General features: G+C 66.4%; 21 protein-coding genes, 1 tRNA gene and 1 pseudogene. 17 read left to right on the top strand and 6 right to left on the bottom strand.

What is annotated here, in order from left to right:
- Window positions 1–130: 130 nt before the first annotated feature.
- Entirely contained in the window at window positions 131–1117 is a 987-nt protein-coding gene (locus QHC78_RS00600) for a bifunctional riboflavin kinase/FAD synthetase (protein WP_319741929.1), read from the bottom strand.
- A 279-nt stretch (window positions 1118–1396) separates the two neighbouring features.
- Here QHC78_RS00600 and QHC78_RS00595 point away from each other — a divergent pair, with 279 nt between their 5' ends.
- From QHC78_RS00595 to QHC78_RS00575, 5 genes are all read left to right on the top strand, one after another.
- Window positions 1397–1894 carry a (2Fe-2S)-binding protein gene (locus QHC78_RS00595; RefSeq protein ID WP_319741928.1) on the top strand — a complete coding sequence of 166 codons (498 nt, stop codon included), beginning with the start codon at window positions 1397–1399 and terminating at the stop codon, window positions 1892–1894.
- Complete coding sequence (locus QHC78_RS00590; RefSeq protein ID WP_319741927.1) at window positions 1891–4173, top strand: molybdopterin cofactor-binding domain-containing protein; 2283 nt, start codon at window positions 1891–1893, stop codon at window positions 4171–4173. Before QHC78_RS00595 ends, QHC78_RS00590 begins: the two co-directional genes overlap by 4 nt.
- A 154-nt stretch (window positions 4174–4327) precedes the next feature.
- Window positions 4328–4990, top strand: a complete 663-nt coding sequence (gene purN / locus QHC78_RS00585) for a phosphoribosylglycinamide formyltransferase (protein WP_319741926.1) — start codon at window positions 4328–4330, stop codon at window positions 4988–4990.
- Complete coding sequence (locus tag QHC78_RS00580; RefSeq protein ID WP_319741925.1) at window positions 4987–6492, top strand: RsmB/NOP family class I SAM-dependent RNA methyltransferase; 1506 nt, start codon at window positions 4987–4989, stop codon at window positions 6490–6492. The genes purN and QHC78_RS00580 overlap by 4 nt, the downstream gene beginning before the upstream one ends.
- A gap of 246 nt (window positions 6493–6738) precedes the next feature.
- Window positions 6739–7938, top strand: coding sequence for a DesA family fatty acid desaturase (locus QHC78_RS00575; protein WP_319741924.1), 1200 nt, complete (start codon window positions 6739–6741; stop codon window positions 7936–7938).
- Window positions 7939–8031: 93 nt separating this feature from the next.
- On the opposite strand, the gene QHC78_RS00570 is transcribed toward QHC78_RS00575, so the two are convergent.
- Window positions 8032–9435, bottom strand: a complete 1404-nt coding sequence (locus QHC78_RS00570; protein WP_319741923.1) for a DHA2 family efflux MFS transporter permease subunit — start codon at window positions 9433–9435, stop codon at window positions 8032–8034.
- A 65-nt stretch (window positions 9436–9500) separates the two neighbouring features.
- Entirely contained in the window at window positions 9501–10448 is a 948-nt protein-coding gene (locus tag QHC78_RS00565; RefSeq protein WP_319741922.1) for a LysR family transcriptional regulator, read from the bottom strand.
- Window positions 10449–10605: 157 nt separating this feature from the next.
- Between QHC78_RS00565 and QHC78_RS00560 the strand changes: the two genes are divergently transcribed.
- From QHC78_RS00560 to QHC78_RS00535, 6 genes are all read left to right on the top strand, one after another.
- The gene (locus QHC78_RS00560) at window positions 10606–11448 is read left to right on the top strand and encodes an HTD2 family dehydratase (protein WP_319741921.1); all 843 of its coding nucleotides are present in this window, start codon (window positions 10606–10608) and stop codon (window positions 11446–11448) included.
- A 27-nt stretch (window positions 11449–11475) separates the two neighbouring features.
- Window positions 11476–12624 carry an acyl-CoA dehydrogenase family protein gene (locus QHC78_RS00555; protein WP_319741919.1) on the top strand — a complete coding sequence of 383 codons (1149 nt, stop codon included), beginning with the start codon at window positions 11476–11478 and terminating at the stop codon, window positions 12622–12624.
- A gap of 1 nt (window position 12625) precedes the next feature.
- Window positions 12626–13837 (top strand): CaiB/BaiF CoA transferase family protein, encoded by a 1212-nt coding sequence (locus tag QHC78_RS00550; protein WP_319741918.1) that lies wholly within the window; start codon window positions 12626–12628, stop codon window positions 13835–13837.
- Window positions 13834–14643, top strand: a complete 810-nt coding sequence (locus QHC78_RS00545) for an HpcH/HpaI aldolase/citrate lyase family protein (RefSeq protein ID WP_319741917.1) — start codon at window positions 13834–13836, stop codon at window positions 14641–14643. Before QHC78_RS00550 ends, QHC78_RS00545 begins: the two co-directional genes overlap by 4 nt.
- Before the next feature lie 167 nt (window positions 14644–14810).
- Window positions 14811–15776 (top strand): tripartite tricarboxylate transporter substrate binding protein, encoded by a 966-nt coding sequence (locus tag QHC78_RS00540; RefSeq protein WP_319741916.1) that lies wholly within the window; start codon window positions 14811–14813, stop codon window positions 15774–15776.
- A gap of 12 nt (window positions 15777–15788) precedes the next feature.
- Window positions 15789–16754 (top strand): fumarylacetoacetate hydrolase family protein, encoded by a 966-nt coding sequence (locus QHC78_RS00535; RefSeq protein ID WP_319741915.1) that lies wholly within the window; start codon window positions 15789–15791, stop codon window positions 16752–16754.
- Between the two features lie 165 nt (window positions 16755–16919).
- Here the strand turns inward: QHC78_RS00535 and rpmG are convergent, their stop codons facing one another.
- From rpmG to radC, 3 genes are all read right to left on the bottom strand, one after another.
- Window positions 16920–17087, bottom strand: a complete 168-nt coding sequence (rpmG, locus tag QHC78_RS00530; RefSeq protein WP_132581660.1) for a 50S ribosomal protein L33 — start codon at window positions 17085–17087, stop codon at window positions 16920–16922.
- A 24-nt stretch (window positions 17088–17111) separates the two neighbouring features.
- Window positions 17112–17348 (bottom strand): 50S ribosomal protein L28, encoded by a 237-nt coding sequence (gene rpmB / locus QHC78_RS00525; protein WP_319741914.1) that lies wholly within the window; start codon window positions 17346–17348, stop codon window positions 17112–17114.
- A 403-nt stretch (window positions 17349–17751) separates the two neighbouring features.
- Window positions 17752–18444: a RadC family protein gene (radC, locus tag QHC78_RS00520; RefSeq protein WP_319741913.1), complete on the bottom strand. Its 693-nt coding sequence runs from the start codon at window positions 18442–18444 to the stop codon at window positions 17752–17754.
- A 58-nt stretch (window positions 18445–18502) separates the two neighbouring features.
- Here radC and QHC78_RS00515 point away from each other — a divergent pair, with 58 nt between their 5' ends.
- The 6 genes and pseudogenes from QHC78_RS00515 to QHC78_RS00490 form a co-directional block, all read left to right on the top strand.
- A complete protein-coding gene (locus QHC78_RS00515) occupies window positions 18503–18976 on the top strand; it encodes an FKBP-type peptidyl-prolyl cis-trans isomerase (protein WP_319741912.1) in 474 nt (157 codons plus the stop codon).
- Entirely contained in the window at window positions 18976–19926 is a 951-nt protein-coding gene (gene ispH, locus QHC78_RS00510; protein WP_319741911.1) for a 4-hydroxy-3-methylbut-2-enyl diphosphate reductase, read from the top strand. Before QHC78_RS00515 ends, ispH begins: the two co-directional genes overlap by 1 nt.
- 16 nt (window positions 19927–19942) lie before the next feature.
- On the top strand, window positions 19943–20584 hold the full coding sequence (maiA, locus tag QHC78_RS00505) for a maleylacetoacetate isomerase (protein ID WP_319741910.1): 642 nt from the start codon (window positions 19943–19945) through the stop codon (window positions 20582–20584).
- A 121-nt stretch (window positions 20585–20705) separates the two neighbouring features.
- Window positions 20706–20781: transfer RNA gene (locus tag QHC78_RS00500), tRNA-Thr, on the top strand.
- 313 nt (window positions 20782–21094) lie between these two features.
- The gene (locus QHC78_RS00495; protein ID WP_319741909.1) at window positions 21095–21889 is read left to right on the top strand and encodes an energy transducer TonB; all 795 of its coding nucleotides are present in this window, start codon (window positions 21095–21097) and stop codon (window positions 21887–21889) included.
- Between the two features lie 10 nt (window positions 21890–21899).
- Window positions 21900–22628 (top strand): annotated as a pseudogene (locus QHC78_RS00490) (MotA/TolQ/ExbB proton channel family protein); the annotation flags it as partial.
- Window positions 22629–22637 lie beyond the last annotated feature (9 nt).

Below are 22637 nucleotides of genomic sequence, written 5' to 3'. Positions count from 1 at the left end.
TGCGCCCATGCTGTCGCTGCCTGCCAGCGGTAGCACCGGCGCATCCATCCAAGGCAAAGGTACTAGACCCGGGGCGCCGCGGATCCGGCTTTGCCGGCCCGCCAGCGCCGCCCCCTGGGGGGGGCGCGCGTCAGCGCGTAGGGGGGCAAAAATAATTGCGTGCCTGGCGCGCGTCGTCCTCGATCGCCGCCTTTAGGGTCGGCAGATCGACGAATTTTTCTTCGTCGCGCAGTTTTTTCAGGAACTCCACCTGTACCAGTTTACCGTAAGCCTCGCCGCTGAAATCGAAGACGTGGACTTCCAGCAGCACGCGGCCGCTGTCGTCCACGGTGGGGCGCACGCCCAAGCTGGCGACCGCGGGCAGCGGTCTTGCCGCCAGGCCGTGCACCTGCACGACGAAGATGCCCGACAGGGCTGGGCAGCGGCGCGACACGCGCAGGTTCAGCGTGGGGAATCCCAGGGTGCGGCCCAGTTTCTGGCCATGGATGACATGCCCGCTGACGCTATAGGGATGGCCCAGGAGTTCGGCGGCGCGGTCCAGGTCGCCGACCGCGAGGGCGGTGCGGATGGCAGAACTCGAAATGCGCTGGCCCTGGTGGGTGACCGATCCCATGGATTCGACGTCGAAGCCGTGGCGCGCGGCGTTGACGCGCAACAGGGCGATGTCGCCGGTGCGGTGGGCGCCGAAGCGGAAGTCGTCGCCGACCAGCAGCCAGCGTACCTGCAGGCCTTCCAGCAGCAGGCGGTCGATGAACTCCTGGGCCGGCATCGCCGCCATGCGCTCGTTGAAACGTTCCACTACCACGTGCTGCATTCCGCAGCGGGCGAGGGCGCAGAGCTGGTCGCGCAGCCCGGCGATGCGGGTGGGTGCCAGCTCGGGGCGCTTGTGCAGTTCGGCGAAGAATTCGCGCGGATGGGGTTCGAAGGTCATGACCGTCGGCACCAGGCCGCGTTCCTCGGCCACTTGCCGTACCCGGGCGAGGATGGCCTGGTGGCCCCGGTGGACGCCGTCGAAGTTGCCGATCGCCAGGGCGCACGGGCGGCGCAGCTCGGGCGGCGGCAGGCCGCGGAAGATGCGCGGGGCGGACGGCGAAGCGGAGGAGGGGGACGTATTCAAGCCGGGGTAAACCTGATGCAACGAAGAACGGCACGCGTCGCCAGGGGCGCGTGCCAGTCCAGATTATAGGCCTACGGGACCCGAAGGCGTTCACGCCTGGCTATGCTTGTGTCGGAAACGCCCAGGCCGCGCGGCTTGCAGCAATTGACTTTCGCCAGGCCCGACGTCTATGGTTGCGGCTGGACCCGTAGCTCGTCGAGGCGCACCTCGACGGGCTCTCCCGCCTCGGCCAGACCGGCATCGACCTGCTTCGCGAATTTCTCATCTGAGGAGACAACATTGTCCACGTACCGACTCAACGTCAACGGCAAGCCGCGAACGGTGCAGGCCGATCCCGATACGCCGGCGCTTTATGTGCTGCGCAACGATCTGGGGCTGAACGGACCCAAGTTCGGTTGCGGCCTGGCCCAGTGCGGCAGCTGTACGGTGATCCACAACGGCGAAGCGATCCGCTCCTGTGTGTATCCTGCCTCGGCGCTGCAAGGCGGCAAGACCATCACGCTCGACGGTCTCGGTGCCGAGGGCAGGCTTCATCCCGTCCAGCAGGCCTTCATCGATGAGGAGGCAGCACAGTGCGGCTACTGCGCCAATGCGTGGATCATGACCATGGCGGCCGCGCTCGAGAAGAATCCGAAGATGAGCGAGGAAGAACTGCGCGAAGCCTTGTCGGGCCTGAAGTGCCGCTGCGGCACGCACATGGCTTTCCTGCGTGCCGGCCGCCGGGCCGCCGAAGCCATGGCCGCCGCTGCTGCGGCCGGGACGGGAGACGCAGCATGACCGCCCTCACACGCCGCGAATTCCTCAAGGTCTCGGGCTCGGTCGCGGCGGCGACCGGCACGGGCGGCATCGCCGGTCTTGCACAGGCCGCCGACAGCTCCGCCGCATATGCCAGCCCCCCGCCCGAGGCGCTTTCGACCTGGCTCCAGATCCAACCCGACGGCCAGGTGCTGGCCTTCTTCGGCAAGATGGACGTCGGGCTGGGGCTCGACACCGCCATCGCCCAGATCGTCGCCGAAGAACTCAACCTGCCGGCCGAGCGCGTCCAGGTCGTGATGGGCGACACGCTGCTCACGCCCAACCAGGGCGGCGCCAGCGCGTCGTCCAGTATTCGCTGGGGCGCGCAGGCGCTGCGCAACGCCGCCGCCGAGGCCCGCGGCGCGCTGATCGCCGAAGGCGCCCGACGCCTGGGCGTTGCCCCTGCCGACGTGCTGTTCCACGACGGGATCGTGATGGTCGCGAACAACCCGTCGCAAGGCATCCGCATCGAGCACATCTTCGACAAGAACGTGCCCGGCAAGCTCGAGTGGAACAAGCAGCAGGGCAACGGCATGCGGGTCAAGGGCAGCGAGGCGCCTAAACCGGTCGCCGGCTATCGCGTGGTCGGCCAGCCCGTCGCCCGCAAGGACATGCACGGGAAGATCGTCGATACCTCGGGCTACCTGACCAACGTCAGGCTGCCCGGCATGGTGCATGCACGCACGGTGCGGCCCGCCGTGGCGGGTGCGGTACCGGTCCGCGTCGACGAAAGCTCCATCAAGTCCATCCCCGGTGCCCGCGTCGTATGGAAGAAGGACTTCCTTGCCGTCGTGGCTCCGCAGGAATGGCACGCGATCAAGGCCGCGCAGGCGCTCAAGGTCGAATGGTCGACCCCGCCCCAGGCCCTCACCGGCAACGATGGGCTCCACGCCCATATCCGGCAGGCGCCCGCCGTCGCGTCCAACGGCGGCAACGCCACCCGCGGCAAGAAGGCCTACGACCCGAAACCCACGCTGGCCGCGCTGGCCGCCTCGGCACGCGTGGTCGAGGCCGAATACGAGACGCCCTTCCAGTCGCACGCACGGATGGCGCCGTCGATAGGCGTGGCCGACGTGCGCGAGGACTCGGCGGTCATCTATGTCGACAGCCAGAAGCCGCACTTCGTGCGCGACGGTATCGCGCTGTTGCTCGGTTACCCCGCCGACAAGGTACGGGTCATCTGGCGCCACGGTGCCGGTTCCTACGGACGCAGCGACGCCGACGAAGCGGCCTTCGAAGCCGCGGTGATCTCGAAAGAGATAGGCAAGCCGGTGCGAGTGCAATGGATGCGCGACGAAGGCATCGCCTGGGATCCCAAGGCTCCTGCCTCGGTGCTCACGCTCAAGGCAGGGCTCGATGCGGACAACAAAGTGTCGGCGTACTTCTTCCGCGCCAAGGGATTCTCGGGGTGGGACGTCAAGTTCCTGCCCGATACGCCCGAGCAGACGCTGGTAGGCATGCAGCTGGGGCACAAGAAGTGGGACGCCCATAATTTCGACACGCCCGACGAGTCCTATCGGTTCCCCAATACCGTCGCCTATTGGGAAACGATCGCCCCCTTCATCGAAAAGGCATCGCCGCTGCGCAGCGCGCATATGCGTGCGCCGCAGGAACTGCAGACGCGCTTCGCCAACGAGTCCTTCATCGACGAGCTGGCGCTCGCGGCCGGCCAGGACCCGCTGCAATTCCGCCTGGCCCATCTCGAGGACCCGCGCGAAATCGATGTGCTGAAGGCGGCCGCCAAGCAGGCGGGCTGGACGCCGGGGCAGGCGCCCCAGCCCTCGCGCCAGGACGGCAAGCTGGCAGGGCGGGGGATCAGCCTCTATTCCGGCTATGACAGCCACGTCGCGGTCATCGCCGACGTCGAGGTCGATCCGCAGTCCGGGCGCATCTGGGTCAAGCACGTCACCGTCGCCCACGACTGCGGCCTCGTCATCAATCCGAAGACGCTGCACAACGTGATCGAGGGCAGCGTGGTGATGGGTATCAGCCGGGTCCTGTTCGAAGAAGTCCAGTTCGACAAGAACGGCGTGACCAGCGTCGATTGGGCGACCTACCCGATCCTGGACATCAAGGATGCGCCGCAGAAGATAGACGTGGTGCTCGTCAACCGGCCCGACAAGCCGGCCGGCGGTGCCGGGGAGCCGACTCACGTGGCCATCCCGGCAGCGGTCGCGAACGCCTTTGCGAACGCCACCGGGCGCCGGCTGCGGCGCTATCCCATGACGGCCGAGCGGGTCAAGGAGGTCCTGAAGGCCTGAGCCGGCTCCAGGAAAGAGCGGCCTGCCGCGGGACGCGGCAGGCCGTACGGACGTCAAGCTCCGGCGGTACGGCCTGGGCGGCCTGCGCCCGGCCCGGTGATACAATCCGCCGGTGCAAGCATCTCCTTTTTCTTCGGCCCGCCGGTGCCGGTTCGTGATCCTGATTTCCGGCCGCGGCAGCAACATGCAATCCATTGCGCAGGCATGCCGCGACCAGGGCTGGCCGGCGGAAGTGGTGGCAGTGATCGCCAATCGCGAACAGGCTTCCGGGCTGGAATGGGCCGCCGCCCAGGGCATCCCGACACGGGTGGTGTCCCATCGGGACTACGCCGACCGTACCGCATTCGATGCCGCGCTGGCGAGCGAGATCGACGCATTCTCGCCCGACTACGTGCTGCTGGCGGGTTTCATGCGCATTCTTACCGACGATTTCGTGCGGCGCTACATGGGAAGGCTGGTGAACATCCATCCGTCGCTGCTGCCGCTGTTTCCGGGCCTTCGCACGCATAGGCAGGCGCTCGACGCCGGCGTGCAGGTTCATGGCTGCACCGTTCATTTCGTCACGCCGGTGCTGGATCACGGACCCGTCATCGCGCAGGGCGCCGTGCCCGTGCGGGACGGCGATACCGAAGACAGCCTGGCCGAACGCGTGCTGGCTATCGAACATGTGGTCTATCCGGCCGTCGCCGCGTGGCTGGCCCAGGGCAGGGTGAGCCTGGAGCGCGGCCGGGTGATGGTCAGCGGCGTCGCTGAGCGGGTCTTCGGGCTGGCTGGAGCGGCGATGCCCGTTACATGTCCCCAAGGAGTCCAGGCATGACGTTCCGACGCTCCGGTCCCGCGCCATCGCGTCCCGGCCAGGCGGCTGGCCGTCGTCCCGGCGGCCCGGCTCGCCCCCCGGCCCATCCCGCCGTCGGACGCATCGAGCAGGTGCGCGCGGCGCTGGGCGATATCCTGCAATGGTCAGGGCCGGCCGATCAGGTCTTGTCGCGCTGGTTCAAGAGTCATCCCAAACTCGGCGGGCGCGATCGCGCAGCGGTGGCCGAGGCGGTCTACGATGTACTGCGCCATTTGCGTCGGTACAGGCACGTCGCCGAGGGCGGGCGGGGCGCCGCTACCCGCCGTCTGGCCATTCTCGGCTTGGCCGCTACGCAGGGCGAGGCCGCCGTGTTGCCGGCATTGGAGGCCGACGAAGCCGATTGGCTCCGGCGGGTGTCGGCCATCGCTCCCGGTTCGCTGCCGCGCGAGATCCGTCTCAGCGTGCCCGATTGGCTGTCCGAGGCCCTGGCCATCGAGCCGGATAGCGACAGCCTGCTGGCGGGACTGAACCAGGCCGCCCCGCTCGATATCCGCATCAATCCCCTGAAGGCCGAGCGCGAGGCCATCCTGGCCGAATTGCGGGCCGGCGTTGCCTCATCCATGGCGGAACCCACACCGTATTCGCCCTTCGGCATCCGGCTGCAAGGGCGGCCGGCGCTGACGCGCTGGGCGCGCTTCGAAGATGGCAGCATCGAAGTGCAGGACGAGGGGAGCCAGCTGTTGGCTTTGCTCGTGGCTCCCCGCCGGGGAGAAATGGTGATCGATTTCTGCGCCGGCGCCGGCGGCAAGACGCTGCTGCTGGGTGCGCTGATGCGCTCGACCGGGCGCCTGTATGCGTTCGACGTCTCCCATGCCCGGCTGGCGCGCTTCAAGCCGCGCCTGGCGCGCAGCGGACTATCCAACGTCGTGCCGGTAGTCATCGCCAATGAGAACGATGCCCGGGTCAAGCGCCTTGCGCGCAAGGCGCACCGGGTGCTGGTGGACGCCCCTTGTAGCGGCACGGGGACCTTGCGGCGCAATCCCGATCTCAAATGGCGCCAGAGTCCGGAGAGCGTTTCCGACCTGTGCGCCCTGCAGCGCAGCATCCTGGCGGCTGCCGCGCGCTGCGTGGCGCCGGGCGGCAGGCTGGTATATGCCACCTGCAGCATCCTGCGGGTGGAAAACGAAAGCCAGGTCGAGGCTTTTCTGGCCGCCCACCCGGACTTCGAGCTTCTTTCCGCGCCTGACATCCTGGCCGAGCGCGCCGGGGCGCTCGAGCTGCCGGGGCCTTATCTGAAGTTGCGGCCCGACCTGCACGCGACCGACGGCTTTTTCGCGGCGGTTTTCCAGCGCCGCCTCGGTCCGGTGGCCGATGAGGCAGCGGCCGCCGCGGTCGAGTTGCAGGAACCCGACGCCGCCGAGCTGGCAGCGGAGGGAGAGGACGAGGATGTCGCCGCGCCGCCCGGCCCGATGGCTCCGCTGTCGGGGCTGGACCAGAACGAACCCGGGGACGGTGGGCGATAACCCTAGGTGTCCTAGGGTTTTCCCTCCATTGAAAAAGCGTCGTCTCGCCCCGAAATTCGCGTTATCGTCTCGGTCGATGGCCGGTATTCCGGCCATTTCGTCGCCCGGGATCGGAACCTGCTTCCAGGAACCTCCGAGGGCGATACGTCTCCAAGGGTTATGTCGGCTCGACGCCGATGCCTTTTTCTGTTTTTCCCGGGGCGCGCGTGCCTCGTAGCCGGCGTGCCGGCAAGCCTGTGAGGTGTCATGGATTTTTTGCTTGATTTCTTGTCCAACGGTCTGCTGGATGCCTCGTGGTGGCAGATCGTGGCCTTTACCCTGATAGCAACCCATATCACTATCCTGGCCGTCACGATATATCTGCACCGCAGCCAAGCCCACCGCGGGCTCGACCTGCACCCGGCCATTGCCCACTTCTTCCGGTTCTGGCTGTGGCTGACCACCGGCATGGTGACCAAGGAATGGGTCGCGATTCACCGGAAGCACCACGCCCGTTGCGAACGCGAGGGCGATCCCCATTCCCCCATGGTCTATGGCATCGGCAAGGTGTTCTTCCAAGGCGCCGAACTGTACCGCGACGAAGCCAAAAAGCAGGAAACGCTGGACAAGTTCGGCCACGGCACGCCCAACGACTGGGTCGAGCGCAACGTCTATTCCCGATTCGGCTGGCAAGGCGTCGGACTGATGATGCTCATCGATATCGCCCTGTTCGGTGCGATCGGCCTGACGGTCTGGGCGGTGCAGATGATCTGGATTCCCTTCTGGGCGGCCGGGGTCGTCAATGGCATCGGCCATTTCTGGGGCTATCGCAATTACGCCAGTCCCGATGCCAGCCGTAACGTCTTCCCATGGGGCATCGTGATCGGCGGCGAGGAACTGCACAACAATCACCATGCCTACGCTTCGTCGGCGCGCTTTTCTTCCAAGTGGTACGAGTTCGACATCGGCTGGGGCTATATCCGCGCCCTGGAGTTGCTGCGGCTGGCCAAGGTCAAGAAGGTGGCACCGCGCGTCAGGCTGGCCCATGGCAAGCCGGTGGTCGACCTCGAGACGCTCCAGGCCGTGATCACGCATCGCTACGAGATCATGGCCCGCTACGCGGACTTGCTCAAGCATGCATGCCGGGACGAGATCGTCCGGCTCAACGCCGCCAAGGAATCCCAGCGCCAGAGGCTGCTGCGGCGTGCCCGTGCCCTGCTGCATCGGGCCGATGACGAATCCCTGCCGCCGTCGCATCGCTCCGAACTGGACACCGTGCTGGCACAGCATCGTTCGTTGGCGGTCCTGGTTGAGATGCGGCGTGAGCTTGCCGCCATCTGGGACCGCTCCAGCGCGTCCAGCGAGCAATTGCTGCGTGACCTGCAGGATTGGTGCAACCGGGCCCAGCAAAGCGGCATCGATCGCCTCGAGGAATTCTCTGCGCGGCTGCGCAGCTACGCAACCTGACCGCTGCGACCGGCGATACCGGAGAGCCATCGCGGGCGGCCCAGGTGCCGCCCGCTTTTTCGTCGGCGGGCCGTGGTCGGTTTCAGCACCGGACTATTTCTTTCCGCTCAGTTCGCTGCCGGCGTCCAGCGGCAGCCGGCGGGCGTACAAGGCTGCCAGCGCGCCGAGCGACGCCATCATGGCGAAGGCGACGCTGAAATCGGTCAAGGTGACATCCGTGTGGCCGAGCGCGTAGCGCGAGGTGTCCAGCACAAGGGCCGCGAGGCCGATGCCCAGGGCGGCGGTCAATTGCTGGTTGATGGTGGCCAGACTGGTGGCGGCGCTCATGCGCGGCGGCGGGATGTCGGCATACACGATGGTGCCGTAGACGTTGAACTGCAGCGAGCGCGACAGGCCGCCCAGCAGCAACATCAGGTAGATGGCGTAGAGTGGCCACTCAGGACGGAAGGCGCCGCACAAGGCCAGAAAGCCTACCGACAACAATCCATTCCAGATCATGACGTTGCGGTAGCCGAAAGCACGTAGAAAGCGTATCGAGATCGCCTTCATGACCAGGCCGCCGACGGCGCCGGCAAAGGTAATGGCGCCGCTTTCCGCGGCCGACAGGCCAAAGCCCAGTTGCAGCATCAGCGGCATCAGGAACGGGAAGGATCCATAGGCCGCGCGGTAGAGGAAGCCTCCCCGCATGCCGATGCCGAAGCTGGGAATGCGCATCAGGCTGAAGTCCAGGACCGGATGCTGATGGCGGCGGGCATGATAGCGGTAGGCCAACGCGCAAGCGGCGGCCGCGGCCAGCAACGACAGCGAGGTGGCAGAGACGCCGCCATGCCCCAGTCCTTCCAGGCCGACCACGATGCAGGCGAGGCAGGTGGCCGAGAGAACGAAGCCCGCGTAGTCGAACGGGGCGGACGCCGCATGGGAACGTATGTCGGGAATATGGCGGGTGGCCAGGAGCATGCCGGCCAGGCCGATGGGGACGTTGATGAAGAACACCCAGTGCCACGACAGGTAGGTGGTGATGAAACCGCCGATCAGCGGCCCTACGGCGGGGCCGACCATGGCTGGGAACAGGACCCACGACATGGCTGTGACCAGTTGGGATTTCTCGACCGAGCGCAGCAGGATCAGCCGTCCGACCGGCACCATCATCGCTCCGCTCGCGCCTTGCAGCAGCCGGGCCGCGATCAGCCATGGGAGGTTCTGCGCCAGGCCGCACAGCACCGAACTGATGACGAACAGCGCGATGGCCCCGCGGAAAGTGTTGCGCGTACCGAAGCGGTCGGCGATTTTGCCGCTGATCGGGATGAAGGCGGCCAAGCTGAGCAAATAGGCCGTCATCGCGAAGTTCATGCGGACCGGGTCGGCATTGAGCGACACCGCCATGGCCGGCAGCGCGGTGGCGATGATGGTGGAGTCCAGTTGCTCCATGAAGAACGCGCTGGCGACGATCAGCGCAATGATCCGCTCGGTGCGGCTTAGGGGCGCGGACTTGCCCATGAGGCCCGGGTCTCTATCGGAAAGTGGAAATGGCCCGGGCACGGCCGGGGACGCAGCCGGCGATTTTAGTCCTTTGCGCGCGGACCGGATGGGGTTGTGGCGGCAGTGACCGTGTCGCCGTGGTGCTGCCCATAGGCCCGCACCGCGTCGATCAGGGCGCGGGCGCAGCTGGGCAGGGCGTCGAGTTCGCGGACGAGCAGATCGCGCTCCCGCACGGCCCACGGTTCGTCCAGCGCGACGATGCCCAGCTTCATCGTCCGGCTGTGCCGCATCGCCGCCGACTCCGGTATCACCCCTATGCCCACGCCTGCCTCCACCATCCGGCAGATCGCCTCGAAGCCCGATACCTGGATGCGCAGCGTCAGTTCGCCGCCGCGATGCTCGACCTGTTCGCGCAGGAACGCCAGCATGGTGCTGCCTTCGTGCAGGCTGATGTGGGGATAGCGCAGCGTATCGTCTAGCGTGACGTGGCCGCGTGCAGCCAACGGGTGGCCGGCGGGTACCGCCAGCACCAGCCGGTCGGTGCTGAAATGCAGCCGCTCCAGCCCCGTCGCCGAGATCGGGCCCGCCGTGATGCCGAGGTCGGTCGAGCCATCCAGTACCCCGCGCACGATGTCCCGCGTCAGCCGCTCCTGCAGATCGACCGTGACGCCGGGCCGGTCGGCCAGGAAGCGGGCCAGGATTTCCGGCATGAATTCCGTGACCGCCGTCGTATTGGCAAAGATCCGGATGTGGCCGGTGGCGCCCGTGCCGCCGTCGGTGAAGTCGCTCTTGAGGGCATCTACTTTGCGCATGACTTGCCGGGCATGCTCCAGTAGCCGCCGGCCGGCGGGGGTCAACTCCACGCCGCGGCTGTTGCGGTAGAGCAGGCGCGCTTCCAGCTGCGCCTCGAGCGCCTTGATGCGTGTGCTGGCAGCCGCCAGCGACAGGTGTGCACGTCGCGCGCCCTGGGTCAGGCTCGGGGCCTCGGCAACGTGGATGAATAGCTTGAGATCGGCCAGGTCGAAATGCATGGCGGCGCGGCTGCAAAAAACGCTACCTTACCGCATGGCCTTTCAGTTTGACGAAGGCCGGATAAGAAAAATCAAAATTTACAGAAGGCTGCCATCACGGCATGCTTGCGCATTGCTCCCCGGCCTGCGGGCCTGGGCAGGCCGTATGGAGTCAAGCATGAACCAGCAGACCGCTCCTTCTCCCGTGGACTGGGTAGGGCGTGCAGAATCGTCCCACGACCTGATCAGCCACAATCTGGCCCGGCGCATTGCCGCGACGCTGGGACAACCAGCGCCGGCCCCCGGCGACGGACTGCCGGAACTGTGGCATTGGGCGTACTTCCAGGAGCCCGTGGATGCTACGGGCCTGGGCACGGACGGCCATCCCGCCCGCGGGGGATTCCTGCCGCCGGCAGAGCGGCGCAACCGCATGTGGGCAGGCGGCCGCGTAGAGTTCCTCCATCCGTTGGCCGTCGGCGAGGAGGCCACACGGACCTCCACCATCCTGTCGGTAGAAGAAAAGAGCGGGCGTACCGGCAACTTGCTGTTCGTGACGGTGCGGCACGACTACGAGCAGCGCGGCCGCCTGGCCATACGGGAAGAGCAGGATATCGTCTACCGTGAACCGGCGCCGCCTCGCGCCTCGGACCCGGCGGAGCTCCCGCCCGCGGACTGGGCCGAAACCATCGTGCCCATGCCTACCCTCTTGTTCCGCTATTCCGCAGTGACGTTCAACGGACATCGCATCCACTACGACTGGCCGTATGCCACGGCCGAAGAAGGTTATGCCGGGCTGGTGGTGCACGGACCGCTTATTGCGACGCTGCTGGTAGGCGCTTTTACCCGTGCTCAGCCCCATGCCCGGCCGACGCATTTTTCGTACCGCGGGGTGCGGCCGCTGATAGCGCCCACGCCCTTTGCCGCCGCGGGCAGGATAGTGGGCGACGGCCAGGCGCAGCTCTGGGCCGGGAACGAGAATGGGGCCATACAACACGGCGAGCTGCGCTTCGCGGCGCGGTAACGGCAGGATTTTTTCATCGGATCTTTCATGGACGACTACGACGACATTCGCGAGGGCGTGCGCGCACTGTGCGCCCATTACGATTCCGCCTACTGGCGCAAGATCGATGAGGCGCACGGGTTTCCGGAGGACTTCGTACGGGCGTTGACCGAAGCCGGATGGCTGAGCGCGATGATCCCGACCGAGTACGGTGGCTCGGGCCTGGGCCTGTCCGAGGCCTCGGTCATCCTGGAGGAGGTCAACCGCTGCGGCGGCAATTCCGGCACGGTGCACGGGCAGATGTACAACTTGTTCACGCTCGTGCGGCACGGTTCGGCGGCGCAAAAGGAATATTTCCTGCCGCGCCTGGCGAGCGGGGAATTGCGCCTGCAATCCATGGGGGTGACCGAACCGACTACCGGCACCGACACGACGCGGATCAAGACGACCGCGGTGCGCCGTGGCGACCGCTATGTCATCAATGGCCAGAAAGTCTGGATTTCGCGCGTGCAGCATTCGGATCTGATGATCCTGCTGGCCCGTACGACGCCGCTCGCCGAGGTGGCCAAGAAGACCGAAGGCATGTCCATTTTCCTGGTGGACCTGCGCGAGGCCATCGGGCACGGCATGGAAGTGCGGCCTATTCCCAATATGGTCAATCACGAGACCAACGAGCTTTTTTTTGACAATCTGGAGGTGCCGGCCGACAGCTTGATAGGCGAGGAGGGCAAGGGCTTTCGCTATATCCTCGATGGCCTCAACGCCGAGCGCACGCTTATCGCGGCCGAATGCATAGGCGATGGCCGCTGGTTCGTCGAGCGCGCCCGCCACTACGCGAGCGAGCGGGAAGTATTCGGGCGGCCGATAGGCCAGAACCAGGGTGTGCAGTTCCCGATTGCCGAGGCGCACATCGAAGTCGAGGCCGCCGATCTGATGCGGTGGCGGGCATGCCGCGAATACGATGCGGGCAAGCACGCCGGGGCCAGCGCGAACATGGCCAAGTACCTGGCCGCCAAGGCTTCCTGGGAGGCTGCCAACGTCTGCCTGCAGACGCACGGCGGCTTCGGTTTCGCCTGCGAGTACGATGTCGAGCGCAAGTTCCGCGAGACGCGCCTCTACCAGGTGGCGCCCATCTCGACCAACCTGATTCTTTCCTACGTGGCCGAGCACCTGCTGGGGCTGCCGCGTTCTTTCTGACATGGCGCAGCTTCCTTCGGCCGCCGCTCCCCGTCCGTTGGACGGGGTGACCGTTCTCAGCCTGGAGCACGCGATCGCGGCCCCGTTCTGCACCCGTCAGCTGGCCGATCTCGGTGCCCGGGTCATCAAGATCGAGCGCCCGGAAACCGGCGATTTCGCGCGCGGCTACGACGAGCGTGTCCGAGGGCTTTCCTCCCATTTCGTCTGGACCAACCGTTCCAAGGAAAGCCTGGCCCTGGACTTGAAGCAGGAAGCGGCGCGGGGCGTGCTGGAGCGGCTCCTGCCCAAGGCCGATGTGCTGGTGCAAAACCTGGCGCCCGGCGCCGCGGCGCGCCTGGGGCTTTCCTTCGAGGCCTTGCACGAACGGCATCCCCGCCTGATCGTGTGCGACATTTCCGGATATGGCGATAGCGGGCCCTATCGGGACAAGAAGGCCTACGACCTGTTGATCCAGAGTGAAGCGGGCTTTCTATCGGTAACGGGTACGCCCGGGGAACCTTCCAAGGCCGGCGCGTCGGTGGCGGACATCGCGGCCGGTATGTACGCCTATTCCCATATCCTTGCCGCGCTGCTGTTGCGCGGGACCACCGGCCAAGGCAGCCGCATCGACGTGTCCATGCTGGAAAGCATGGTGGAGTGGATGGGCTACCCGATGTATTACGCCTTCGAGGGCGCACCGCCCCCGGGCCGTTCAGGGGCGGCGCATGCCACCATCTATCCTTACGGGCCCTTTCCGGCGGGCGATGGCGGTACGGTGATGCTGGGGCTGCAGAACGAGCGCGAGTGGCGCGTGTTTTGCGAGCGCGTGCTGGACCGCCCGGAGCTTGCCGCCGATCCGCGTTTCGACGCCAATTCGCGCCGCACGGCCAATCGCGCGGCGCTGCGCGACATCATCGTAGAGGCGTTCTCGCGCATGACGACCGACCAGCTCATCGACGCGCTAGAGCAGGCGCAGATCGCCAATGCACGCGTCAACGACATGGCCGGCGTATGGGCACACCCCCAGCTCGCGGCGCGCCAGCGATGGACCGAGGTCGGCAGCCCGGCGGGCGCACTGCCGGCGCTGCTGCCGCCGGGTGCCAGCAATGCCTATACGGCGCGCATGGACGCGATCCCGGCACTGGGCCAGCATACGGCGGCGATCCTGGCCGAGCTCGGATATGGCGAGGATGACGTGCAGGCCTTGCGCGCGCAGCGGGCGGTCGGCCCATGAAAAGCGTGCGCTCCGCGCTGTTCGTACCTGCGGACCGGCCCGAGCGCCTGCCCAAGGCGCTGGGAAGCGGTGCCGATGCCGTCATCGCGGACCTGGAAGATGCGGTGGAGGCTTCGGCCAAGAGTGCGGCGCGACACGCACTGGCCGGTTTTCTCGATACCCACGTCGGGGCCCGGGTAGTGGTGCGGGTGAACGCGGTCGACACGCCGTACTTCAACGACGATCTTGCATTGTGCGCGAGCTTGCCGGGCGTTGCTGCCGTCATGCTGCCCAAGGCGGATTCGGCGGACATCGTCCGCCTGGCGGCAACGGCGGGCAAACCGGTCTGGCCGCTGGTCGAAAGCGCCCGCGCGGTGCTTGCGCTGCCGGAGCTGGCGCAGGCTCCCGGCGCCGCGCAGCTGGTGTTCGGTACTCTGGATTTCGCTCTTGATCTGGGGCTGGACGCCGCGGCCGATGCGGGCCGCGCGGTCCTCGACCACGTGCGTCACCAGCTTTTGCTGCACGCCCGCTCGGCCGGGCTGCCGGGGCCGCTCGACGGCGTCCATCCCCGTCTGGACGACGCTGCGGGCCTGCGGGCGGAGGCGGCCCGTGCGCGGGCGGCGGGCATGGGCGGGATGCTGTGCGTACATCCGTCGCAAGTGCCCATCATCAATGAAAGTTTCCAGCCCTCGGCCGAAGAACTGGACTGGGCGCGCCGGGTGGTCCAGGCGTCAACCGGCCAGCGCGGCGCTTTCAGGCTCGATGGACAAATGGTGGATGCCCCCGTGGTGCGGCGCGCCCGCTTGATCATTGAACAGGCCGGGTAGGCCGCGGGCGGCAGGCCAGGCTTGCCGGCGGCCGCGGCAGGAAATGCCGGATCACCGGCGCCCGAGGCCTCGTTCGGCAACAAAAACCGGCGTGTCCGTGGTAGTGTGCACCATCGCGCGGCCGCTTGCGGCACGCGCCAGAACAATACCAAGCCAGGAGACACACCATGAACCGAGGACGCGCGGCGCTTGCCGCCGCATTGTTGTGCCCGCTCGCGGCCATCGCCGCCGATGAGTTTCCCTCACGCCCCATTACGCTGGTGGTGCCGTTTTCGCCTGGCGGGGTGTCCGATACGACCGCGCGGCCGCTGGCGCCGTTGATCGCCAAGCGCCTGGGCCAGTCCGTCATCATCGAGAACCGGCCGGGCGCGGGCGGCGGGGTGGGCATGGCCCACGTCGCCAAGGCGGCCCCGGACGGCTACACCTTGATGATGGCGCTGCCCAGTATTTCGGCCATTCCCGCCGCCGACAAACTGACAGGCAAGACGCCTGCCTACTCGACTTCCCAGTTCGTGGCCATTGCCCGGATGTCGGCTGACCCGACGGTGCTGGCGGTGCGCGACGACGCGCCCTGGAAATCGGTTCAGGAGCTGGTGCAGGCGGCAAAGGCCAAACCGGGCACGATCAGCTACAGTTCGTCGGGGGTGTACGGGACCACGCACGTCGCCATGGAGCGCTTTGCCCATGCCGCCGGCATCAAGCTGCTGCATGTGCCCTACGGGGGTGGTGGCGAGCAGGTGACCGCGCTGCTGGGCGGGCACGTCCAGGCCACGACACAGACCTACGGCAACATTTCGGGTCACATCAAGAGCGGAAAGTTCCGGGCGCTGGCCGTGCAAGGCGCCGAGCGCCTGCCCAGCCTGCCCGAGGTGCCGACCATGAAAGAGCTGGGGTATGACGCGGAGTACTACCTGTGGGCAGGCTTGTTCGCGCCCGCCGGCGTGCCGGCGCCGGTGATGTCACGCTTGCGCGCCGCCGTCCGGGACGCCGTGGCCGACCCTGCCTTCGCCAAAGCCATGACGGGCATGGGAACGCCGGTCCAGTACCAGGATGCGCCGGAATTCGAAGCGTTCTGGCGTACGGACGAAGGGCACCAGACCGGGGTCATCAACAGTATCGGCAAACTGGAATAGCAAGGGAGTCCCATGAAGTATGCAACTTATCGCCGTGATGGCGTTCTTCGCGTAGGCATCGTGGACGGCAGCGAACTGGTCGACCCGCAGGCGGTCGAGCACGCCTCGGGAGAGCTGGGGCCGCAAGCAGGCTGGTTCGCCAATATGACGGAGGTCATCCGCCATGCTCCGCAGTCGCGTGAACTGGCCCAGTGCGCGGTGGCGCTTTCCGCGGCACGGGGGATAGGGCGCCTGGCCCTTAAGGATGCGGAGCTGTGCGCACCCATGCTGCCTTCCACCATCCTGTGCGCCGGCAGCAACTACCTCAGCCATAACGCCGAGAAGGCGAGTTCGGATACCAGCGGCAAGGAGCCGGAGTTCTTCGTCAAGACGGCCGACTGCGTAGTCGGTCCGAGTGACGACATCGTCCACGACTCCGCACTGACCCGTAAACTGGACGGTGAAGTCGAGCTGGCGGTGGTCATCGGCAAGCCGGGCCGGCACATCCCGCGTGAGCGGGCGCTGGACCATGTGTTCGGCTATACCATCGTCAATGACGTAACTGCGCGCGACCGGCAGGTGCGTTTCCGGCCGGATGGCAGCAGCTGGTACGAATTGGGCCGGGGCAAGGTGTTCGATACCAGCGCGCCCATCGGACCGTTTATTGCCGATACGGAGGACATCCCGGATCCTCAGGACCTGGGCATCCGCTCATGGGTCAATGGCGAGTTGAGGCAGAACAGCCATACCGGCCAGATGATCTGGAGCGTCGCCGAGTTGGTGCACGTGTTTTCGATCAATCTCACGCTGCGGCCCGGGATGGTCATCATTACCGGCACGCCTAGCGGCACTGCCTGGTCCACCGACAAAGAACTGGGCGGCAAATGGTCGGGGGGTAACGGTATCGTCCCGGCCGCGGGCTACCTGCAGCCGGGCGACGTGATCGAATGCGAGATCGACGGGATAGGTAGGCTGCGCAATCGGGTGATCGCCGCCTGAGACGCGTCGCCAGGCGCGCGGGGCGGCTCGCTCTGCACGCTTGGCGAGGACGACAAAAAACCTCGCCTGGGCGAGGTTTTTTGTCGTGCCGGCGGATACCGGCTACCAAATGACTGCCTAATGACTACCAAACGACTGTCAAATGGCTACCAAGCGGGCTGCTGCTTACTTCAGCTTGGTTTCCTTGTAGTCCACGTGCTTGCGCGCGACCGGATCGAATTTCTTGATCAGCATCTTTTCCGGGGTGGTGCGCTTGTTCTTGGTCGTGGTGTAGAAATGCCCGGTGCCGGCGGTGGACTCGAGCTTGATCTTTTCGCGGATACCCTTGGCCATGGTGTGCTCCTGTGGTCCAGGTGATTAAACGGCTTCGCCGCGGGCGCGCATGTCGGCCAGCACGGCTTCGATGCCGTTCTTGTCGATGGTGCGCAGGGCGCTCGTGCTGACGCGCAGGCGAACCCAGCGGTTTTCGCTTTCGACCCAGAACTTGCGATATTGCAGGTTCGGCAGGAAGCGACGCTTGGTCTTGTTGTTGGCGTGGGAAACGTTGTTGCCCACGATCGGACCTTTACCGGTTACTTGACATACTCGTGCCATGGCGACACCTCTTCTATTTCGTGAATTCGGGATACGGATCCGGGGTCGGCTGTGCCGGATAGTGCCCCGAGTTTCCGGCGCGGCCAGCATGAGACGCAGGCCCCGGCCCGCACTGGTTTCAAAGCGTCCCGGTCAGGCCAGAAGGCGTTAAAAGCGTGCGTGGCGCCGTAAAGCTTGCAAGAATAGCACGAAACCCGCCGTTTTTTCAAGCAGGCAGCGGGTGGGGCAGGACGGCGCCGACGCGCTTCCGCCGCAGGGCCGGCAGACCGGCAAGCGGGCCGCCAGGTGTTGCTGCGCTACCACTCGCGCCCCGATCTGGCGGGTAGGCAGGTCAATGGAGTCCGGCCAACGGAAACAGAACAAAGGGGCGCTTGGCCGGCGCGCAGGCGGCAAGCCCGACAGCCTACACCATGCCGCGCTCGGCCAGGGAGGTGATCTGCCGCCCGGCAACGATGAGATGGTCGAGCAGGCGCACGTCCACCAAGGCGAGCGCGCCCCGTACGTGCCGCGTCAGGTACTCGTCCGCCTGGCTCGGTTCGGGGTTGCCGGAGGGATGGTTGTGGGCCAGGATGACCGAGGCGGCATGATGGCGCAGCGCGGCGCGGACGATCTCGCGCGGATAGACGGTGGCCTGGCCCAGCGTGCCCTGGGCCAGTATCTCGCTCGTGATGAGCCGGTTGCGGGTGTCGAGATAGAGGGCCATGCAGCATTCGATCTGCCGGTGCGCCAGCGTGGTGGCGCAGTATCGGCGGACATCGTCGGGATTGGACAGTGCGTCGCCGCGGGCCATGGTTTCGGCCAGCTCGCGCCGCGCCAGTTCCAGGATCGCCTGCAGCTGGCTGGCCTTGGCCGCACCCAGGCCAGGCACTTGCCGCAGCTCGTCGCGCGAGGCGGCCAGCAGGCCGCGCAAGCCGCCGAAATCGGCAAGCAGCCGCCTTCCCAATTCCACGGCGTTGCAGCCGCGCGTGCCGGTGCGCAGCAGGACCGCCAGCAATTCGGCGTCGGTCAGTACGCCGGGCCCGTGGCGCAGCAGGCGTTCGCGGGGACGTTCTTCGGGCGACAGGGCGGCGAGCAGGGAAGGCGTGGGGGTCGGCATGGCGGCGAGGCGGGTAAAATCGGTTGTTTGGCGCACAGCATCCACACGGTGACACATCTTGGCTTCTCCAGCTTCTTCCTCGACCCCGGTTGTCCGTGAGGACTCCTACGTAACGCTGCATTACCGCATTTCGCTGGCCTCGGGCGAAGGAGCGGGGAACGTGTTCGTCGATACCTTCACCGGCCGGCCCGCCACGCTGCAAATGGGATCGGGACAATGGGCTCCCGGCATGGAAGCGGCGCTGATCGGCCATGGCGAGGGCGAGCGCTTCAGCTTCACCCTGGCGCCCGCGCAGGCGTACGGCGAGCGCAATCCCGAGCTGATCCAGCGCGTCACCCTGGCCATGCTGCGCGAACATGCGGGCGACGAGACCTTCGAGCCCGGCGACCTGGTCGAGTTCGCCGCGCCCAACGGCGGCCGCTATTCCGGTGTTTTCAAGGAACAGGGCGATGACTACGCCTTGTTCGACTTCAACCACCCGCTGGCCGGCTCGGCCCTGAAGGTGGACGTTTCCATATTGGGAGTGCTGTGATGGCGCCATCGCCCATGGAGGTGGTCCTGGCCCAGCCGCGCGGGTTCTGCGCAGGAGTGGACCGTGCCATCGAAATCGTCGAGCGGGCGTTGCAGATCTACGGGGCGCCCATCTACGTGCGCCATGAGATCGTCCACAATCGCTATGTGGTGGAGGACCTGCGCGCGAAGGGCGCGATCTTCATCCAGGAACTGGACGAGGCGCCGGCCGGCGCCACCGTGGTGTTCTCGGCGCACGGCGTTTCCAAGTCCGTGCGGCGTGAAGCCGAGCAGCGCGGACTGCAGGTATTCGACGCCACTTGCCCCCTGGTCACCAAGGTGCACGTCGAGGTGGCCAAGATGCGCGCGGCGGGCAACGAGATCGTCATGATCGGCCACAAGGGGCATCCCGAGGTGGAAGGTACGCTGGGCCAGGCCGAGGGGGGAATGTATCTGGTGGAGACCGTCGAAGACGTCGCCGCCTTGCAGGTCGCCGATCCCGACAAGCTTGCCTACGTGACCCAGACCACGCTGTCGGTCGACGACGCGGCGCAGGTCGCGGCGGCGCTCAAGGCCCGTTTTCCGAAGATCTCCGAACCCAAGAAAAGCGATATCTGCTATGCCACCCAGAACCGCCAGGACGCGGTCAAGGTCATGGCGCCCGAGTGCGACCTGGTGCTGGTTGTCGGCAGCGTCAACAGCTCCAATTCCAACCGGCTGCGCGAGGTAGCCGAGCGCAAGGGCGTGCCCGCCTACTTGATCGACGGCGCGGCCGACATCGACCCGGCGTGGCTGCAGGGCCGCAGCCGGGTGGGAGTCACTGCCGGCGCTTCCGCACCCGACGTGCTGGTGCAGCAGGTCATCGCGCGCCTCAAGGAACTGGGCGCGGCCTCGGTCCGCACGCTGGCCGGCGCGGAAGAGGGCATTGCCTTCCCCTTGCCCAAGGGGCTGTCCCGGAACGTCACCCTGTAGCCATGCCGGAGCAACGATGCGTCTGTACAGCTATTTCCGAAGTTCGGCCGCGTATCGCGTACGGATCGCGCTGGCGCTGAAGGGCCTGCCGTACGACTACCAGCCGGTCCATCTGCTCAAAGACGGGGGCCAGCAGATGCAGCCCGGGTTCCGCCGCATGAGCCCCGACGCCGTCGTCCCGGTACTGGAGGACGATGGCCACGCGCTCACGCAGTCGCTCGCGATCATCGAATACCTGGACGAGACGCATCCCGAACCGGCGCTGCTGCCTGCCACGCCGGCCGAACGCGCCCGCGTGCGGGCGCTGGCGTTGTCCATCGCCTGCGACATCCATCCCTTGAACAATCTGCGCGTCCTGAAGTATTTGAAGAAGCTGGGCATCGACCAGCAGGGGAGGGACGACTGGTACAGGCACTGGGTCGGGAATGGCCTCGCGGCTTTCGAGCGCATGCTGGCCGATTCTCCGCACACCGGCCGGTGCTGCCATGGCGACCAGCCCACGCTGGCCGACCTGTGCCTGGTTCCGCAGGTCTATAACGCCCGTCGTCTCAAGGTCGACCTGAGCGCGATGCCCACCGTGGTGCAGGTTGCCGATCATTGTGCGGCCTTGCCGGCATTCGAGGCAGCCCATCCCGACAAGCAGCCCGATGCGGAATAAGCGAGGGCGATTGCTTTTATGCCATGCTGATTTGAATCCTAGCCGGAAGTTTTGCTAGAATAGCGGGCTAGCTTTGATCCCGTGCCTTTTTGCCGGCGGGGCAAGCCACGCACAGGTTTTGGCCGGATTAGCTCAGTTGGTAGAGCAGCGCATTCGTAATGCGAAGGTCGTAGGTTCGACTCCTATATCCGGCACCAGTTGAAAAGGGCGGTCCATCAGGGCCGCCCTTTTTGCTTTCCGGGTTGCGCTGCTTTTTTGTTGCGGCAGTCCTCTTTGTTTTGACGCTTCCCTTTTCGTCTTGATGCGACCGGTGGTGCCACGGCTGGCCTATGCCCGACGGGGCTGGTTCATGGCGATAACTATTCCCCAACATTCTATTCCTCAACATTCGGGCGCGGCCGAGCGCGGGCTCAGGGTGATAGTCGTCGAGGTCGATGTCTCCTAACTGCGAATAAGTCGCATTTGTGATATCGTAGCGCTCTCTATTGGTCCGCAACCCGATTCATCCTGATGAGTGCCACCTTGCATTGGAATACGCCGGCCCCGCCGTGGCTGCGCGTCGGCGCCGGCGCCGCGGTGGTCCTCCTGCATGCCGCGGTAGTCGGCGCCATTTTCCTGGGCCAGCCCAAGCCGGAGCCGGTCCGGCCGGTGGAAGCGGTCGAAGTCCGGTTCGTGGAAATCGCGCCGCAGGTCGAAGTGGCCGCGGCTCCGCCTGCGCCTACTCCGCCGGCACCCAAGCCCGAACCGAAGCCTGAGCCCAAGCCGGAACCCAAACCCAAGCCGGTTCCCAAGCCCAAGCCTAAACCGGTTCCCAAGCCGGTGGCCAAGCCGCCTCCTCCCGCGCCGCTGCCGCCGCCCCCCGAGCCGGCTCCGCCTTCGGAGACCGCCGTATCGCAGCCGGCGCCCGCCCCGGCACCGGAGCCCGAGGCCGCCCCGGCTGCTGCCTCCAACCAGGCGCCGAGCGGCAAGCCCGATGCCTCCGAGCGGACCGCATCGCCGCAGGCGCCGGTGTCCAACGAGCCCAAGCTGGTTGGCCGTATCGAGTACCTGGGCGCCCCGCCCATGCCCGAGTACCCGCGCACCTCCAAGCGCCTGGGCGAGGAGGGCAAGGTGCTGGTGAGGCTGGTGATCAACACCAGCGGCCGGGTGGACAAGGCCTCGGTGGAGAAATCCTCCGGCTTTGCGCGCCTGGACGAAGCGGCGCTGGAGGCGGCCAAGCGCGGACGTTTCAAACCCTATACCGAGAATGGCGTGGCGATCGCGGCGATCGCCATCGTGCCGTTCGATTTCACCCTCAGGAACTGACATGACCGAGACCCCCAGCCTGGGCTTTGCGCACTTCATCTCTCAGACCGATGGTCTGGGCAAGGCGCTGTTCATCATCCTGGTACTGATGTCGCTGGCGACCTGGTACCTGATCGTCGTCAAGGCCATCGCCAACATGCGGTCGCGCCGGCAGGGCGAGAAGTTCCTGCAGCATTTCTGGAACGCGACGTCGCTCGAAGCGGTGGACCGCGAGATCACCACCCATGGCGCCAACGATCCGTTTTCGCACCTGACCAGCCATGCGCTATATGCGCGCCAGCATCACGCCAAGTTCGGCGCGGCCAAGCTGGAAGAGGCCGGCTCGCAGTCCGATTTCGTGACCCGGACCATGCGCAAGGTCATCGACGAGGAAACGGCCAAGCTGGAGAACGGCTTGACGGTTCTCGCCTCGGTGGGTTCGACGGCGCCTTTCGTCGGCTTGTTCGGCACGGTCTGGGGCGTCTACCATGCGCTCGTGGCGATCGGCCAGGGCGGCGGCGCGACCATAGACCGCATCGCCGGTCCGGTGGGCGAGGCGCTGATCATGACCGGGCTCGGCCTGGCCGTCGCGATTCCTGCCGTGCTGGCCTATAACTTCTTTACGCGCAGCAATCGCGTCCTGCTGGCGCGCCTGGACGCGTTTGCCCACGACCTGTTCGCGTTCCTGACCACCGGCCAGCAGATCGTCACCGACAGCAACGTCCGCGCCCTCAAGACCAAGGCGGCGGAACAAAGCTAAAGGAGTCTT

It is taken from the genome of Pigmentiphaga sp. (genome assembly GCF_033795525.1).
Lineage (GTDB): Bacteria > Pseudomonadota > Gammaproteobacteria > Burkholderiales > Burkholderiaceae_B > Pigmentiphaga.
Note: the sequence above shows the minus strand (reverse complement) of the source record. Positions and strands in the feature narration are given on the sequence as shown.